General features: G+C 63.1%; 14 protein-coding genes. 3 read left to right on the forward strand and 11 right to left on the reverse strand.

All coding sequences use genetic code 11. The annotated features are described in order from the left end of the window. Positions 1 to 53: 53 nt before the first annotated feature. From tolR to KHO23_RS32530, 10 genes are all read right to left on the reverse strand, one after another. The gene (gene tolR, locus KHO23_RS32485) at positions 54 to 536 is read right to left on the reverse strand and encodes a protein TolR (RefSeq protein WP_236067078.1); all 483 of its coding nucleotides are present in this window, start codon (positions 534 to 536) and stop codon (positions 54 to 56) included. Beyond that, the gene (locus tag KHO23_RS32490) at positions 484 to 1,302 is read right to left on the reverse strand and encodes a MotA/TolQ/ExbB proton channel family protein (protein WP_211616854.1); all 819 of its coding nucleotides are present in this window, start codon (positions 1,300 to 1,302) and stop codon (positions 484 to 486) included. Before KHO23_RS32490 ends, tolR begins: the two co-directional genes overlap by 53 nt. Before the next feature lie 42 nt (positions 1,303 to 1,344). After that, positions 1,345 to 2,136 (reverse strand): energy transducer TonB, encoded by a 792-nt coding sequence (locus KHO23_RS32495; protein ID WP_211616856.1) that lies wholly within the window; start codon positions 2,134 to 2,136, stop codon positions 1,345 to 1,347. Between the two features lie 51 nt (positions 2,137 to 2,187). Next, positions 2,188 to 3,825, reverse strand: a complete 1,638-nt coding sequence (locus KHO23_RS32500) for an arylsulfatase (RefSeq protein ID WP_211616858.1) — start codon at positions 3,823 to 3,825, stop codon at positions 2,188 to 2,190. Positions 3,826 to 3,947: 122 nt separating this feature from the next. After that, positions 3,948 to 5,480: an ABC transporter permease gene (locus KHO23_RS32505; protein ID WP_211616860.1), complete on the reverse strand. Its 1,533-nt coding sequence runs from the start codon at positions 5,478 to 5,480 to the stop codon at positions 3,948 to 3,950. Between the two features lie 151 nt (positions 5,481 to 5,631). Continuing rightward, positions 5,632 to 8,013 carry a TonB-dependent receptor gene (locus KHO23_RS32510; RefSeq protein WP_211616862.1) on the reverse strand — a complete coding sequence of 794 codons (2,382 nt, stop codon included), beginning with the start codon at positions 8,011 to 8,013 and terminating at the stop codon, positions 5,632 to 5,634. Positions 8,014 to 8,055: 42 nt separating this feature from the next. Then, entirely contained in the window at positions 8,056 to 9,132 is a 1,077-nt protein-coding gene (locus KHO23_RS32515) for an ABC transporter substrate-binding protein (protein ID WP_211616864.1), read from the reverse strand. 116 nt (positions 9,133 to 9,248) lie between these two features. Continuing rightward, complete coding sequence (locus KHO23_RS32520) at positions 9,249 to 10,181, reverse strand: TauD/TfdA dioxygenase family protein (RefSeq protein ID WP_211616865.1); 933 nt, start codon at positions 10,179 to 10,181, stop codon at positions 9,249 to 9,251. A 376-nt stretch (positions 10,182 to 10,557) separates the two neighbouring features. Then, the gene (locus KHO23_RS32525) at positions 10,558 to 11,430 is read right to left on the reverse strand and encodes a Crp/Fnr family transcriptional regulator (protein WP_211616867.1); all 873 of its coding nucleotides are present in this window, start codon (positions 11,428 to 11,430) and stop codon (positions 10,558 to 10,560) included. Positions 11,431 to 11,732: 302 nt separating this feature from the next. Further along, complete coding sequence (locus KHO23_RS32530) at positions 11,733 to 12,287, reverse strand: cytochrome b (protein WP_236067079.1); 555 nt, start codon at positions 12,285 to 12,287, stop codon at positions 11,733 to 11,735. 554 nt (positions 12,288 to 12,841) lie between these two features. Here KHO23_RS32530 and KHO23_RS35510 point away from each other — a divergent pair. From KHO23_RS35510 to KHO23_RS32540, 3 genes are all read left to right on the forward strand, one after another. Then, a complete protein-coding gene (locus KHO23_RS35510; protein WP_268963969.1) occupies positions 12,842 to 12,964 on the forward strand; it encodes a hypothetical protein in 123 nt (40 codons plus the stop codon). A 53-nt stretch (positions 12,965 to 13,017) separates the two neighbouring features. Further along, complete coding sequence (locus KHO23_RS32535; RefSeq protein ID WP_211616869.1) at positions 13,018 to 13,422, forward strand: hypothetical protein; 405 nt, start codon at positions 13,018 to 13,020, stop codon at positions 13,420 to 13,422. Positions 13,423 to 13,500: 78 nt separating this feature from the next. After that, positions 13,501 to 13,749: a hypothetical protein gene (locus KHO23_RS32540; protein ID WP_211616871.1), complete on the forward strand. Its 249-nt coding sequence runs from the start codon at positions 13,501 to 13,503 to the stop codon at positions 13,747 to 13,749. Positions 13,750 to 13,888: 139 nt separating this feature from the next. Here the strand turns inward: KHO23_RS32540 and KHO23_RS32545 are convergent, their stop codons facing one another. After that, positions 13,889 to 14,137 (reverse strand): hypothetical protein, encoded by a 249-nt coding sequence (locus KHO23_RS32545; RefSeq protein ID WP_211616873.1) that lies wholly within the window; start codon positions 14,135 to 14,137, stop codon positions 13,889 to 13,891. Positions 14,138 to 14,678 lie beyond the last annotated feature (541 nt).

A 14,678-nucleotide genomic window follows, 5' to 3' on the forward strand; every position in this document is an offset into this window, starting at 1 on the left:
ACCCTCGCGAAGCGTTTTCATGGACCAAGCCGCTACTCATCCCCTTGCCCACCTCATTGCCCGCCAGCAGGTTCGGATACCAAAGCGATCTTCGTGAAGCCCGCTTCGTTGATCTCGCCCATCGTCTGCAACACGTTGCCGTACGGCAGCCCCTTATCACCTCGAATCTCGACGCGCCGCTCATGATCGCCCGAGGTTTCCCGTGTCAGCGTGCCGACGAGTTGTGCGCCGCTCACCTGAGTTTTATCGACATATACCGAACCGTCGCGCTTCAGACTGATCGCGACAGGCGGCTTGTCTTCGCTGAGCGGTTTGGCTCTCGCGGCAGGCAGATCGACTTTCACGCCCTGCGCCATGAGCGGCGCGGCCACCATGAAAACGATCAGGAGTACGAGCATCACGTCGACGAGCGGCGTCACGTTGATCTCGCTGACCGGCGCGGCGATGCGTCCGGCTTGTGCGGCTGGAATCCGGGCGGCCATCTCAAGCGCCTCCCGTGACGGTGCGAACGGCGGCATGCAATTCAGGGCGCGCATGCTTTTCGTGAACCACATGCTCGTGAACCGCATGCTCGTGAGATACAGGCTCGGCATCCACCACAAAATCCCCCGCCTCCAGTTGCCTCGACAACTGCACCTCGACGAGGCCCGTCAGTGTATCGAGCCGGTTCGCGTAAGCGTTCAGATCGCCCGACGCGCGGTTGTACGCCACCACGGCCGGAATCGCGGCGACCAGCCCGAGCGCGGTGGCAAACAGTGCTTCCGCAATGCCCGGCGCGACCACCGCAAGACTGGTGTTATTGCTCGCGGCAATCCCCTGAAACGCGTTGATGATCCCCCACACCGTGCCGAAGAGACCAACGAACGGCGCGACCGAACCCACCGTCGCGAGCACCGGCAAACCGCGCTGCAATTGCTCGATTTCGACGCCGCGCGTAATCAGCGCGACCCGCGCGACGCGCTCCTTGAGGCTCTCGCGGCCCGACTCGCTGTGCTGCAAGCCCTGCCGCCAGGTTTCGCGCCACTCGCCGACCACGGCACGGTAGACGCGTGCGAACGGATCGTCGGCGAATTCGCCAAGCGCCGTCGCGAGTTGCGCAAGCGAGCGCTGCGTCTGCAGTAGTTCGAGCCAGCGCGCGGCACGCCGCTGCAGCGCGCGAAAGCGAAACAGCTTGTCGACGATCACGCCCCAGCTCGCCACCGATGCCAGCGCGAGCAGCACCATGATGGACTTGACAATCAGATCCGCTTGCGCGAACAGCTGCAGCGGCGAAAGATGAGCAGCAACATTGGCAGGGTTCATGGCCATTCTCCAGAATGCGTCAGAAGGTGAAAGTGATGCGGGTCATTCGGTTAGTTGATAGACGATCGCGCCGGCGAGGCGATAGGCGCTCGCGCCGAGATCCGGCGGCTTCGGAAACGGGGCAGCGGATTTGATCGCTTCACGGGCGGCGTCGTCGAGCAGTTCGTTACCCGAGGACGTGATGTCCAGATGCACGACATGTCCTTGCGCGTCGAGCGTCAACGTGTACGCGATGCGGCCTTCCTCGTGACGCAGGCGCGCGGCGCGTGGGTAGCTGTCGGCGGCATAGCGGTTGATGCGCTCGAACACGCTCGCGGCGTAGTCGCTTGGGATGCCGTTCGTGTCGATCACGCGCGGCTTCGACGGCGCCGGGGTTTCTGCGGCGGCAAGCGGCGCCGAAGGTGCGGCAACGGGTTGTGCGACGCTCGGCGAGTCAGAAACTGCCGTTGCTGCGGACGCTGTGGGCACTGCGTGCGTGGCCGGCTTCGTGACCGGTGCGGCGCGCGTCACCGGGCTCGCGTGCTGCGGCTGGGGCACCGCGGGTCTCACCTGGGGTGGCGGTTTGAGTTGCGTTGGCGGCGTCACCGGTTGTGCAGGTTGCGGCGCCACCAACGGCTGCGGCGCCTCAGGCCGCGTCAGCGTCAACGCGATGGTCCGCGTGCGTGGCGGCGGCTCCGGTGCATGCGACCAGACCAGATACAGCGCGGCAAACAGCGCACCGTGCAGTGCCACCGACACCGCCGTGCCGGTCCGCGCATGACGGCGCCGTGCGCCACCCTGCCCGCCGGCGAACGGCGCCGCAAAAGCGGGTTCGTACAACGTTGATGTGCTCACGTCAGCATCCTCCTAAGCGGTAGCGGTAAGCGCGCCGTCATCGTCAGGCGCTCACGCGAACACGCGCGAGACGTCCTGCACGCCGTTTTCCACGACGTACGCCTGCCAGTGGTCGAGCAACGCGGCGAGTTTTTCCGGTTCGTCAGCCGCGCGATCGTGAGTCTCGCCTGGGTCCTGCCCGAGATCGTAGAGCTGCCATGCGCCCGGCCCGACCGGTTGCGGGATGAACACTGCTTTCCAGTCGCCCTGCCGCACCGCGCGCATGCCGAACAATTCCCAGCCTGTTACGCGATGCGCGTCATGCACGGTGTCTGAAGCACGATTCAGATACGCGAGCAGCGAGGCGCCCTTCGGCTGCGCGACTGTACGGCCTTTGTATGTGTGGCCCGGATGCTTCACGCCCGCGAGTTCGAGCACGGTGGGCACCACGTCCATCACCGTCGAAAACGCGTCGCCGATCTCGCCCTGGCGCGCGAGTGCCGGGTAACGCGCGAACGCGACCACGCGAATCCCGCCTTCGGTCGTGAACGCCTTGTAGAGCCGCGACGGCGCGGTCGCCGCCTGAGCCCAGCGCGGTCCGTACCACACATACGAGTTGCCGCGCCCGACATTGGGCAGGCTGTTGTCGTAGTGGTCGCCGATGAACTGCTGCAGGTTCGGGCCGAACACCGGCAGTGCTTCGAGCAACGCGCCCTCCGCGCCGTTGTCCGAGAGGAACAGCACGAAAGTATTGGCGAGTTCGCCAGTCGCTTTCAGATACTCGATCACACGGCCCACGTTCCAGTCCAGACGCTCGACCATCCCCGCATAGACTTCCATGGTGCGTGCCGAGAAGTCCCGTTCGTCGCCGGTAAGCTGATCCCATTCAGCGTTGCGCGCCACCACCGGATGCGCTTGCACGTTTTCGCCGAGCAGGCCGAGCGCGCGCTGTCTCGCAAGACGTTCTTCGCGCAGCGCGTCGGGGCCCGCCGCATAACGGCCGCGATAATGCTCAACGGTTTCGGCCGGCGCCTGCAACGGCCAGTGCGGCGCGGAAAACGGCAGATAGGCGAAAAAAGGACGGCCGTCGTCGGGACGTTCGCCGAGGTATTGCAGCAGCTTGTCCGTGAACGAGTCGGAGGAGTAGAAGTCTTCCGGCAGTTCGTCGACGAAGCGGTCGTCTTCGACATACAACGAGCGCGTCGAGCGAAGCAGACGGGGTTGCTCCGCATCGATCGCGACCGGTTCGAAGCCATAGTGATTCGCCGCGCCCGGCAGCAAGGCGAACGAACGCTCGAAGCCGCGTGCCGACGGTGCGCGCTCAAGCGTCAAGCCCAGATGCCATTTGCCGGCCATCGTCGTAAAGTAGCCCGCGTCGCGCAGCAGCTCGGGCAACGCCACCACGCGGTCGTTCAGATAGCCTTCATAACCCGGCTTGCCCTCGAGTTCCGGCGAGAGCGCCTCGGCCATCGTGCCGATCCCGGCGATGTGGTGATCGGTGCCGGTAAGCAGCATCGAACGGGTCGGCGAGCAGGCCGATGCCGTGTGGAAGTCGGTGAAGCGCACGCCTGCGTGCGCAAGCGCATCGAGATTGGGCGTCGCGATCTCGCCGCCGAATGCGCCGAGGTCGGAAAAACCCAGATCGTCGGCGACGATCACGAGAAAGTTGGGGCGCCTGGTTGGTGTGCGCGCTGCCGGATCAGAAGACATGGTGTTCCTTGATGAAGGGTTCAGTCACAGAATTCAATTCGTTCTTGAGGCGCGGTAAACGTCACTATCACGCCACCATCACGCCACCATCACGCCGCCGTCAGATCACGGCAAATCCGCTTCTAACGCGGCCCGCGCCAGCGTGCCGCCGCCGCTTCGAGCCGTCCGCCCAGCCAGCCGAACAGCGCGCCGAGCGCACCGACCACCACCGCCGCGCTCAACAACCGGTCCATGCGGAACAGCTGCTGCGCATCGAGCATGAAGTTGCCGATACCCACGCCCGAGGGCATGAAATACTCCGCGCCGATCGCGCCGAGCCACGCATAAACGAGCGCCAGCCGCAGTCCGGCGAACACACCCGGCACGATCGCCGGCAGAATCAGCCAGCGCAGCCGCTGCACGAAATCTAGCCGCAGCGTGTGCGCCACTTCGGCCAGTTGCGGCGAGAGATTGTCGACAGCGCGAGCAGTCGCCACCACCATCGGGAAGAAGGCGGCAAGCGCGACGAAGATCACCTTGGCGAGATCGTCGATACCGGCCCAGGCAGTGAGCAGCGGAATCCACGCGAAAATCGCGACCTGGCGCAGCGCGGCCAGCGTCGGGCCGACGGTACGCCGCAGCGCGGCGGTGAGGCCGAGCGCGAGACCCGATAGAACGCCGGCCGCCGTGCCGAGCGCGAGCCCTTCGATCGAGCGCAGCAAGGTATGCCATAGCGGGATCGGCAAGGCGCCGCTTGCCACGTCGTGCCATGTGCTGGTCAGCACAACCCGTGGCGCCGGCAGAATGCGGGCATCGATCCAATGTTCGCGCGCGGCCACGCTCCACACGAGTACCGCCAGCAGCGGCAGCACTGCGCCGTAGCCGTACGCGAGCCAACCTCGCCGTGCATGCGCGGCGTGCTCGGCCAACGCCGCGCGCGGCCAGCGGACCACACGCCGATCCAATGCATGAATCCCGTAGTCCATCGTGAACCCGATCACGCCGATCACGGCTATGCACACGAACACGATGTCGAGCTGGAACATCTGCCGGCCCCAGACCATCAGGTAGCCGATCCCTTCAGACGACGCGAGCAGTTCGACCGCGATCAGCGTGAGCCAGCCCTGCGCCAGCCCGAGACGCAGCCCGGTCAGAAATGGCGGCAGCGCCGCCGGCACGATCAATAAACGCACCGTCTGCCCGCGCGGCAAACGCAACACCGCCGCCATCTCGCGCAGGCGCGGCGGCACCGAGCGCACGCCGAGTTGCGTATGAATCGCCACCGGCACCAGCACGGCCTTGAAGATCAACACCACTTTCAGCGACTCGCCGATCCCTAGCACCACCATCAGCAGCGGCAGCCACGCGAGCGTCGGAATTTGCGCCAGCGCGTAGAAACTCGGCGCGATCACAGCATCGACGGTGCGGCTCGCGCCCATCGCGGCACCGAGCAGCGTGCCGCCCAGCACGCCTGCGGCGAGACCGAATGCGAGCCGCTTCAAGCTGATGAGCAGATTCGCCGCGAGGTTGTCGCCAAGCAGGTCGGCGGCGGTTTGCCAGACCAGTTCGGGCGTCGGCAGGATTTGCGGCGACATCCACTGATGATGCGAGGCGAACCACCATAGCGTGTACAGCAGCACCGGCAGCGTCCATCCTGACAGACCGCGCCAACTCACCGCACCGGCGCCGCGTGGACCGCGCGCGTGGCGTTCAGCCGTTGAGCGCGGCGGGGCTGACGGCCACCACGACAATCGCGTCGATGGCTGATTCGAAGTGGATAGAGTCGGTCTCAAAGTCGTGGTCCGTGAAGAGCGGCAGCCGGGCTGCTCAGTAGTCGTAGCGCAGCGTCGCGCCGAACATTCGCGAGTCGCCCACCGAGGCCGAGTACGCGCCGTTGAAGGTCGCGAACGAGGCCAGGTAATAGCGCTTGTCGAACAGGTTGCGCGCCCAGATCGACAGGTCCCATTGATGGCGTCCCGTGGCGAGCCGCCAGCCGGTCGCGACGTTGACGATTCCGTAGCCGGGCAGCTTGCCGTACTGCGAGTCGTCGAGCGTGCCGTACTGATTCGAGCGCAGCGAGTAAGCGGCGGCGAAGTATTCGTCGATGTCGTGCGCGAGACGGAACTGGTACTGCGCGCTCAGGTTCAGGATCCAGCGTGGCGCGCCGGCTACCGGCCGGCCGGTCAGGCTGCACGTTGCTTTCGGATTTGGGATCGCCACTTCCGACGGGCACGGCGCGTTCTCATACGACGTGTACGTCGCATCGATATACGAGGCGTTGAGACCCAATGTGAGGTTGCGGATCGGCATCGCCCGCAGATCGATTTCGGCGCCGCGGCTGCGCACGTCGGCGGCATTCGAGAGCACGGAGATCACGCCGGTGGGCGTGCCGACGAGACTGGTTGCCTGATAGCCGCTGATCTGCGTCCAGAACAGATTGGCATTGAGCATCAGGCGATGTTCGAGAAATTCGCTCTTGATGCCGAGTTCTGCGTTATTGGCGCGCTCCGGCCCGACGATCAGTGAATTCGCGCCTTGTGTGGGTGCGGACGACACCGCCATGTTCACGCCGCCCGATTTTTCGCCGTGGGACAGCGTCGCATAGGCGAGCACGTCGGGCGCGAGCTTGTAGCCGAAGTTCAGGAGCGCCGAGGGGCTCACATTCGACAGATGCAGATCGCCCGACGCATAGGCGCCGATCACGCTGTTGCGCACGGCCTGCGCGGCCGGTCCCACGCTTGCGCCGCCGATTGGCGCACTGCGGTTGACGTCGGCGGACTTCTCTTCATACGTGCCGCGCACGCCCGCGGTCAGGTCGGCACGCGAATCGATGTGCCACGTGCCCTGTGCGAACAGCGCGAAGCTGTTGGTCGTCATGTGCGCGGGCGCCGTCGAGGTGGTGTTGTCGAGCGCGCGGATATCGCGGCCGAGAATCACCGCGTCCGCGTCCGGACCGTAGTACGCGAAGGTGTTGTTGTTCAACTGCTGATAGAAGTAATACGCGCCCGCCACATAATCGATCGGACCGCCGGTGGGCGACGCCACCCGGAATTCCTGCGAGAACTGATGATCGTTGACCGATACGCCGGTATTGACGATTGCCGGCTTGTTCAGATAGTCGTCGTTGGCCGGGTCGAAATGCCAGAAGCGGCCGGCAGTAATGGACGTCAGCGTAAAACCGCTCGGCAGCGTGTCGTTCACCTCGACCGACAATCCGCCCTGATGCACGCTCACGTGCTGACGCGAATCGAGATTGACCTGGTAGAGCGAAGGATTCGTCACGGGCGATGCGCCGATCGACGCCGCCCGCCCGAGAAACTGATTCACACCGTTGACCGTGGGGCCGAGCCCGTACAGCACTTGCGTGCCGTAGCTCGAATCCTCGGTGTTGTAATCGGCAATCACCCGCACGTTCAGATCGCCGGTCGGCTTGAACAGCAATTCGCCGCGTCCGCCTTCACGCGTGCCGCCGTTCAGTTGCGAGCCGGTGTACAGGTTCTTGATATCGCCGTCGTCGTGAGTGCGGTAGAGCAGCAGGCGGCCTGCCAGCGTGTCGGTAATTGGGCCGGACAGCACCGCCCTGGTTTGCGCATAGCCCCGTTGGCCGATCGATTGTTCGATCGATGCTTCCGTCGTGAACGTCGGCCGTTTGGTCGTAATGTTCAGGATGCCGGCCGTGCTGTTCTTGCCGAACAACGTGCCTTGCGGCCCGCGCAGCAATTCAATCTGGCTGATGTCGAGCGCGTCGAACACCGCCATGCCGGGGCGGCCCAGATACACGTTGTCGAGATAGACGCCGACGCTGCCTTCGAGGCCGTCGTTTGCCGGATTGTTGCCGATGCCCCGCACGGAGATGCTCGACTGCCGCGCATGGATGTACGCGACGTTCGTGCTCGGCAAGGTGTTCTGCAAATCCTGCACGCGATAGTTGCGCTGCGCTTCGAGTTCGTCGCCGCTCACGGTCGAAATCGGCGCCGGCACTTTCTGCACGTTTTCCTTGCGGCGGCGCGCGGTCACGACCACTTCCTTCAACGCCGCCGGTGCGGCTTCCGTGCCCGCTTTGGCGGCCGATGCGGCTTCCGGCGCAGCCGCTTTGGCATGCTCCTGCACGCCCGGCGCATGACTGACGTCCTGTGCCCAGGCGGCCGTTACCGGCAGCAAGGCCGCTGCCATCAAGGTCAGGTTTCGGTGGGTTTTATTGTTTTTCATCGAGGTGTTTTTCTTGGAGCGCAAGGCGCATTCAGCCCGTGATCAAATCGACTTGTCGGCCTGACCGAAAGCGCGGTACGCCTGCCAATGATTCGTGAGGTTGAGCTCACGCAGCGCCTGAGTCAGATACGTGCGGTCGACCCACTGATCGACGTCGAACGGACGGCGAATCAGTCCCTGTTGCTTCGCGGTATCCACATCGCGCTTGAAGGCGTCGACGAAATAGGTGTCCAGCAGCGGCGAAAACGTCACCGACGGATCGCTCGACGCAAGTTCATTGCGCCATACCGTGGCCGGCACATTCGCCTGGTTCTGTTCCAGTGCGATATAAGCGTCGAGGTTGTGTTTATCGGAAAGCCATTGCGACGCTTGCACGACGGTGCGCACGACGCGCGTCGCCAGTTCCGGATGCGCCTTGAGAAAGTCCGATGACGCCACCAGCCCCGCCTTCAGCGTGCCGACGCCCTGCTTTCCCTGGGTGCTGACCGGTACCTCGGCAAGACCCTTGTCACGCAGCACGAACACGCCGGACGAACCCCATAGCGCGTCGATGCGGCGCGCAGCCAGCGCCGCGGCCGCCGCGTTCGGATCGAGATTGACCACGCGGAAATCGCGCTCGTTCAGTCCTTGCGCACGCAGCACGCTGTCGAACGACAGTTGCAGCGCGGTGCCGCGAAACACGGCGACTTGCTTGCCTTTCAATGCATTCAGATCGGTGACGCCCTGCCCCGGCACGACTGCGAGAAAGCCGTTGATGTCGCGGCCAAGCGCCGCGATCAGACGCGTATCGAGTCCGTTCGCCCGGCCGATCACGCCGGCCAGATCACCGAGAAAAGCCAGATCGACCTGATGGTTGGCGAGCGCTTCGTTGATCGCCGGGCCTGCGCCCTTGAAGAAGGTCCAGCGCACTTCCACGTTCTCCTTCGCGAACGCCTGGTCCAGCAGCTTGTTGACGTAGATCACGTCGACCACGCCGCCGCCCGCCGGCTTCGGCCCCGCGCTGATATCCGGCACGGCGATGCGGATTACCGTCTGCGCAGCGGCAAAACCAGGGGCCGCGAACAGCCATGCCAGCGCGATTAGCAACAACGGCCTGGCCCAATTGATCGAGCGGTTCATGGGTTCTCCTGAAGTTCGTGAAGATGAATGGAGCACGTACGCGGGCTGCATCAGGCAAGCGGCGTGAGCGGCCCGCGTGGCCCGCGTGGCCCGCGTGGCCCGCGTGGCCCGCGTGTTTAGGCTGCCTTCACAGCCGGTTTCGGTTCGACGCTGCGCGTCAAGCTGCGGCGGCCGTCGACGCTCACCGGCACGTCGCCCTTCAGGGTCACGCGACGCACCACCCGGTGGGCATCGCCATAGTCGTTGACGGCATAGTGCTGGGTCGCGCGGTTGTCCCAGATCGCCACGTCGCCTGCCTGCCAGCGCCAGCGCACGATGTTCTCGAGGCGCGTCACGTAGGCTTGCAGCAGTTCCAGCAAATGCGCCGACGCACTCGGCGTGAGCCCGACGAAGCTCTTCACGAAATGACCGAGAATCAGGGTCTTTTCGCCGGATTCCGGATGGACGCGCACCACCGGATGCTCGGTCTCGTAGCGGGTCGACACGAACACGTCGCGATAGCGTTTGAGCGCTTCGGCATCCCGCCCGCGCTCGCCGACATTGGCGTAGTTCGCGTAGTCGTATTCATTGCTGTGCACGGCCCACAACTGCTCCGCGAGCGCTTTGAGCGGCGGCGGCAAATCGTCGTAGGCGGTGGCGGTGTTGGCCCAGACGGTATCGCCACCCACCTCCGGAATCGTCACGCCACGCAGGATCGACGCTTGCGGATACGCATCGACGAACGTCACGTCCGTATGCCACGAATTTGCGCGGCCGCCGCGATGCGAATCGAGTTCGAGCAGATAGTCGGTGCCGTCCACCACCGGTACCGTGGGATGCGAGACCGGTTCACCGAGCAGCTTGGCGAAAGCTTCCTGATCGGCATCCTGCAGGTGCGTCTGGCCCCGGAAAAAGATCACCTTGTGGCGCACCAGCGCAGCGCGAATCGCTTCGACGGTTGCCGGTTCGAGCTGGCCCGACAGGCGGACGCCGCGAATTTCCGCGCCGATGCGGCCGGTGACGGGATGAATGTCCAATGCGTTGGACGTCGCGAGACTGAGATTCGACATGCGATGCAACTCCTAAGTTTGAGGACGAGACAGGTCAGCGCGCCACGAGGCACGCGGGGCGAAAATCTTTATCTGGAGGTGGCGCTGGTTCGAACCTTCTGAGCGCGGATCAGCTCAGAGGCGGCTCGGTTGAATCAACACGCGGGCACATTGCGGCGCGTTGAACACGCCGGACAGGAGCGGCGACACGACAACGCCCGGAACCCCGCGGAGGGTGGTTCGCGGCGGGCGGCTGAGTCGGCGGTATGGAGATGAATCGGCACTTGATAGGCTCTGTCGGCTGAATCGGTGAGTCATTATTGGCAGAGTGGGTGCCACGAATCTATCGCGCTTTGGACACTTGATAGAAGGGCTTTTTATATCGTTATGAGTTTTCTCACGCGGCGTCGCTCACATCCCGCAGCGCCTCCATATCGAGCACGGTAATCCGGCTATAGCGCACGTCCACGATGCCCTGCTGCACGAGCCAGCGCAGTTCCTTATTGATGCTTTGCCGGGACGCGGCCAATAATGCGGCGAGATCCTCCTGCGACAGCTTGATCGTCAGCTCCACGCCCCGCTCCGTTTCCTTGCCGTGCCATTCGGCAAGACCAAGCAACTGGTCCGCCACGCGCGCACGGAATCCGGCCAGCGCCGTCTTGCTCATCCGGCCATGCAGCGCGCGGCTGCGCAGGCAGATCAGATCGAGCACGTTGCGCAGCAGCGCGGGCTCGCGGGCGAAGAGTTCGAGTAAGGCGCTGCCGGGAATGTGGAACAGCGTCGTCGAGCCGTGCGCGCGCTGATCGTGCATCGAGCCACGCCGGTCCATCACCGGAATGAAGTTGATGACCTCGTTCGGCCACATGTACACCGCTACCGCGCGTGCGCCGGCCGAGTTGGTCCAGCTCATTTCGATCGCGCCGGAGAGGACGACCTGGATGTCGTCGCACGGTTCATCGCGCGCGAAGATCAGCTCGCCGTTGGTCCAGGTGCGCAATTGACCGGCGTCGCATAACGCGTCGATTGCATGCGCTGGCCAGCTTTTCAGGCAAGCGTTGGCGGTGAACGCAGCGTGAATCGCGTCACGAACGCCCGTGTCGAGCGAGCGCCCATCACGCCGCGATGAGAGCAAGGGCGCGGGCCGTGCCGGGGGGAGAGGCGCGGAAAGCAGCACGTCGAAATGCCCCGCGGAGGTTCGCCGCGCGGACCGCCGCCCCGCCGATGACCGTGCTGCGGTATCCGGGTTGAATGCTTCGGTAATTGTGCTCATGGCTGACCGGCAAGAGATGCGATTGGACTTGAATGACTGACAGGCAGTCGGTCCTTCGATCTAACCAGTGTTAGCGGCGCGCGTAAAAGACTTGTTTTTTATGTGCTTATCACGCATTCGGGCGTGACGATCGCGCGCGGATGCCATGACGTCGAAATCGCCAGGATCCAGGCGTCGGGGGAGGATATCGGTGAGCCCGCTGGCCGCCGACGAAAGGCAGCGGGCATGCGGGCCAACAAGGGGATCAGGGGATAAGCGGAAAACAGACGGGAAGTAACAGACGGCCAACGCAAACTAACGGGTCACGGCAGCATCCGTTGCAACGTCTGATCCTTGAGCACGAAGCGATGAAACAACGCCCCTGCGATATGCAGTGCGATCAACGCGAACAACACCCAGGCGAGATAGCCATGAATGTCGCCCATTTCATGCCCCACCGTCGAGCCTACCGGCGAGATGCTCGGGAACGGCAGCACGCCGAGCAGCTTGACGGACCATCCGCGCGAGGAGGCATTGGCCCATCCCAGCAAGGGCACAGCCACCAGCGCGAGATAAAGGAGACCGTGCGTGATGTGCGAAACGACACGGAGCAAAGGCGACAGCGATGCGGGGGCCGGCGCATGCGTGAGACGCCAGACGATTCTCACCACCACCGCGGCAATCAATGTTGCCCCCACGCCGAGGTGCCATGCGATCAGGCCGTCGGGTCGCGTACCCTTATGAATATCCGGCATGGTCCAACCGATCACGAATTGCGCCGCGATCAACAAGACCACTAGCCAATGAAGAAATTTGGCGACGCCGTCATAGCCTGATGCGGCGCGTAAAAAATGAGCCTGATCTGATCGCATAGTCATGAGAGTGTGTTAGTCGCAGTGAAGCCGTTGAATGGAGCGTGCCTATTTGCGCCGAAGATACACACATTGAAAGCGCAATGACGCGGGATGCTACGGGTCAAACCTTAAGAAAAGCTGATGCTACACCTAACAATTCCCATCAGGCGCATGAGGCGGTAACGCATCGGCAATGCCCCCGCGATCCCGTAGAAATTGCCGTCCGCGACGCATGACGCCATGCGTGCATCCCAAGTCTGCAACTGAATGTATCCGTGCGCCATACGCACCGGGATCAGCCACGTCACGCGTATTTCCATTGTTCATACGCGTGCGCATCGATCTGCCTGAGCACAGCGGATGCGCGAAGACACGACACTTTTCATAGCGCGCTCAACGGGTTGCCCGCCGGCATGTTGCCTGCGCAACGGCTATTCGTAGCGCAGCACCCTATCCCCACACGGTCTTGCGAAGGTGGCCGACATGCGAAGAAACCGACACGTCCTGTTACACACGAACACACCGGTAATCCAGCCGCTCAGTAGAGTTCGATCAAGCATAAAAGGGAGCGCACCGTCATGAAACGAATTTTCGCGCTGGTTCTGCTGGCCCTCACCCTCGGGAGCGCGTTGGGCGGTTGCATCGTCGTTCCCGAAGGCGGCTATCACGAGCACTACTACCACGATCACGACCATTATTAAGCGCTGTGCACGCGGCGCACCCCACACTCAATCGTAAAACTCGAGAATAAAACATGAACAATTCACGAAGCCGCTGGCTGTCCATGGCGATCGTTGCAGGTCTGGGGATCGGCGCATCTTCTGTCGCGTTGGCGCACGTCGATGTGGGCGTGAACATCGGTATTCCGGGCGTGGTCTATGCGCCCGAGCCGGTCTATGCCCCGCCGCCGCCTGTCTACGCGGTCCCGCCGCCGGTGGTGGTGGTGAGCCCTGGCTGGTACGGCGACCGTTATTACGACGGCCGCCGCTACTGGGAACGACACGATTGGGAGGAGCACCATCACGAGCGCGAATGGCATGACGCGCGCGGCTATCGTGACGGTCCGCACGGCGACTGGCACGACCACGGCCACGACCACGGTGGCGATCACGGCGATTGGCACGGCCATGGCGATGATCACGGCCACGGCGATCACTAAAGCATCTGTTGTGGCGGCGTCGCTGACGCCGCCGGTCCGGGCCGGCATTCGCGCCACACCTTTTCAAGGAGCGACGATTTGCTACGCAACGATCCACGGCGTGTAACGGCACACATCGACGGCACGGTCATTTCCGCCGAATACAGCGAGCAGACTGGCCAATTGTGTTTGCGTCAGGACGGCACCGTGCTTCGCGAATGGTTTCCACCTCACTCGTGGATCGCGATTGCATCGGTGGCCGGCGCGCGGCACTGGGGTACGCGGCCCACCGACGAGGATCTGCGGGCCTTGTTGCGCAACGAAATGACCCTGTTGCGCACGCCATAACCGCGCGACGGGCACAAAAAAGGCCGGCCATCGGCTATGTTCCGATGACCAGCCTCTTATCGTCGATTCACAGATATCGAATGAGTCGAACAGCGTGAATCGAACCGCGCCGCGATGATCCGCGTATTTCGTTTTACCCTTAACGTGCGTTATAGATAGGCGGCGAATAGGAGCTTATCGTCGTTTCATTGCCGTGACCGGCTTGCCACGTGCCACGACTGCCGGAACCATAACCGCTGGTATCGGCCTGACGTGCGCCTTGCTGTTCCGAAACTTGGGCCTGCGCGCCCTGCGCGTTTTGTGGGGCGGGCTGATTCGATTGCGCGAACGACGCGATCGGGGCGCCAAGAACAACAGCAATAGCAACAGCTTTGATGAGCGACTTCATGAAACCACCTCCAGAAATTAACCTGTACGCGCAATGTGGCGCGTGGTGCAGCTAGTGAGGACAGTCTAGAAGCGGTTCACGCGCGGATAAATCCTCCATTCCTGAATTCACTGTTGCTTTTGACACGACAATGGCAGGAGCCCGCCCATCAACGGCTTGCCGGCGGGTGCCGGGCTGACGGGATTCGTCTGATCAGAAAATTCCGGCGCATTTTCTTTAAACGCCGGCTATAAAAGGATGCGCCGATGCAAATCGTGTGCGGGTGTCGCAGCGCCGTAGTCGGCGCCGTCATTGCGTCACGATCGCATCGCCCGTGAAATTTTTATCCCGCCACGCAAAGCGCCGGGCTGTTCGCTCGCAAGCTCCATTGTCTTGATCCGAGGGTGTTTGAAAATTAACGTGGCGCCGCTATTCAATGCAATTAGCATCGAATCGTTTTATCAAATATTTTTAAATAATAATTAACCAAATTTCCCCATCGCAGCAAGCTACTGCATATTTTAATTTTACAAATCCAATTGACTTATACGCATTGTATTTC

The sequence above is a fragment of the Paraburkholderia haematera genome (genome assembly GCF_905220975.1).
Taxonomy (GTDB): Bacteria; Pseudomonadota; Gammaproteobacteria; order Burkholderiales; family Burkholderiaceae; genus Paraburkholderia; species Paraburkholderia haematera.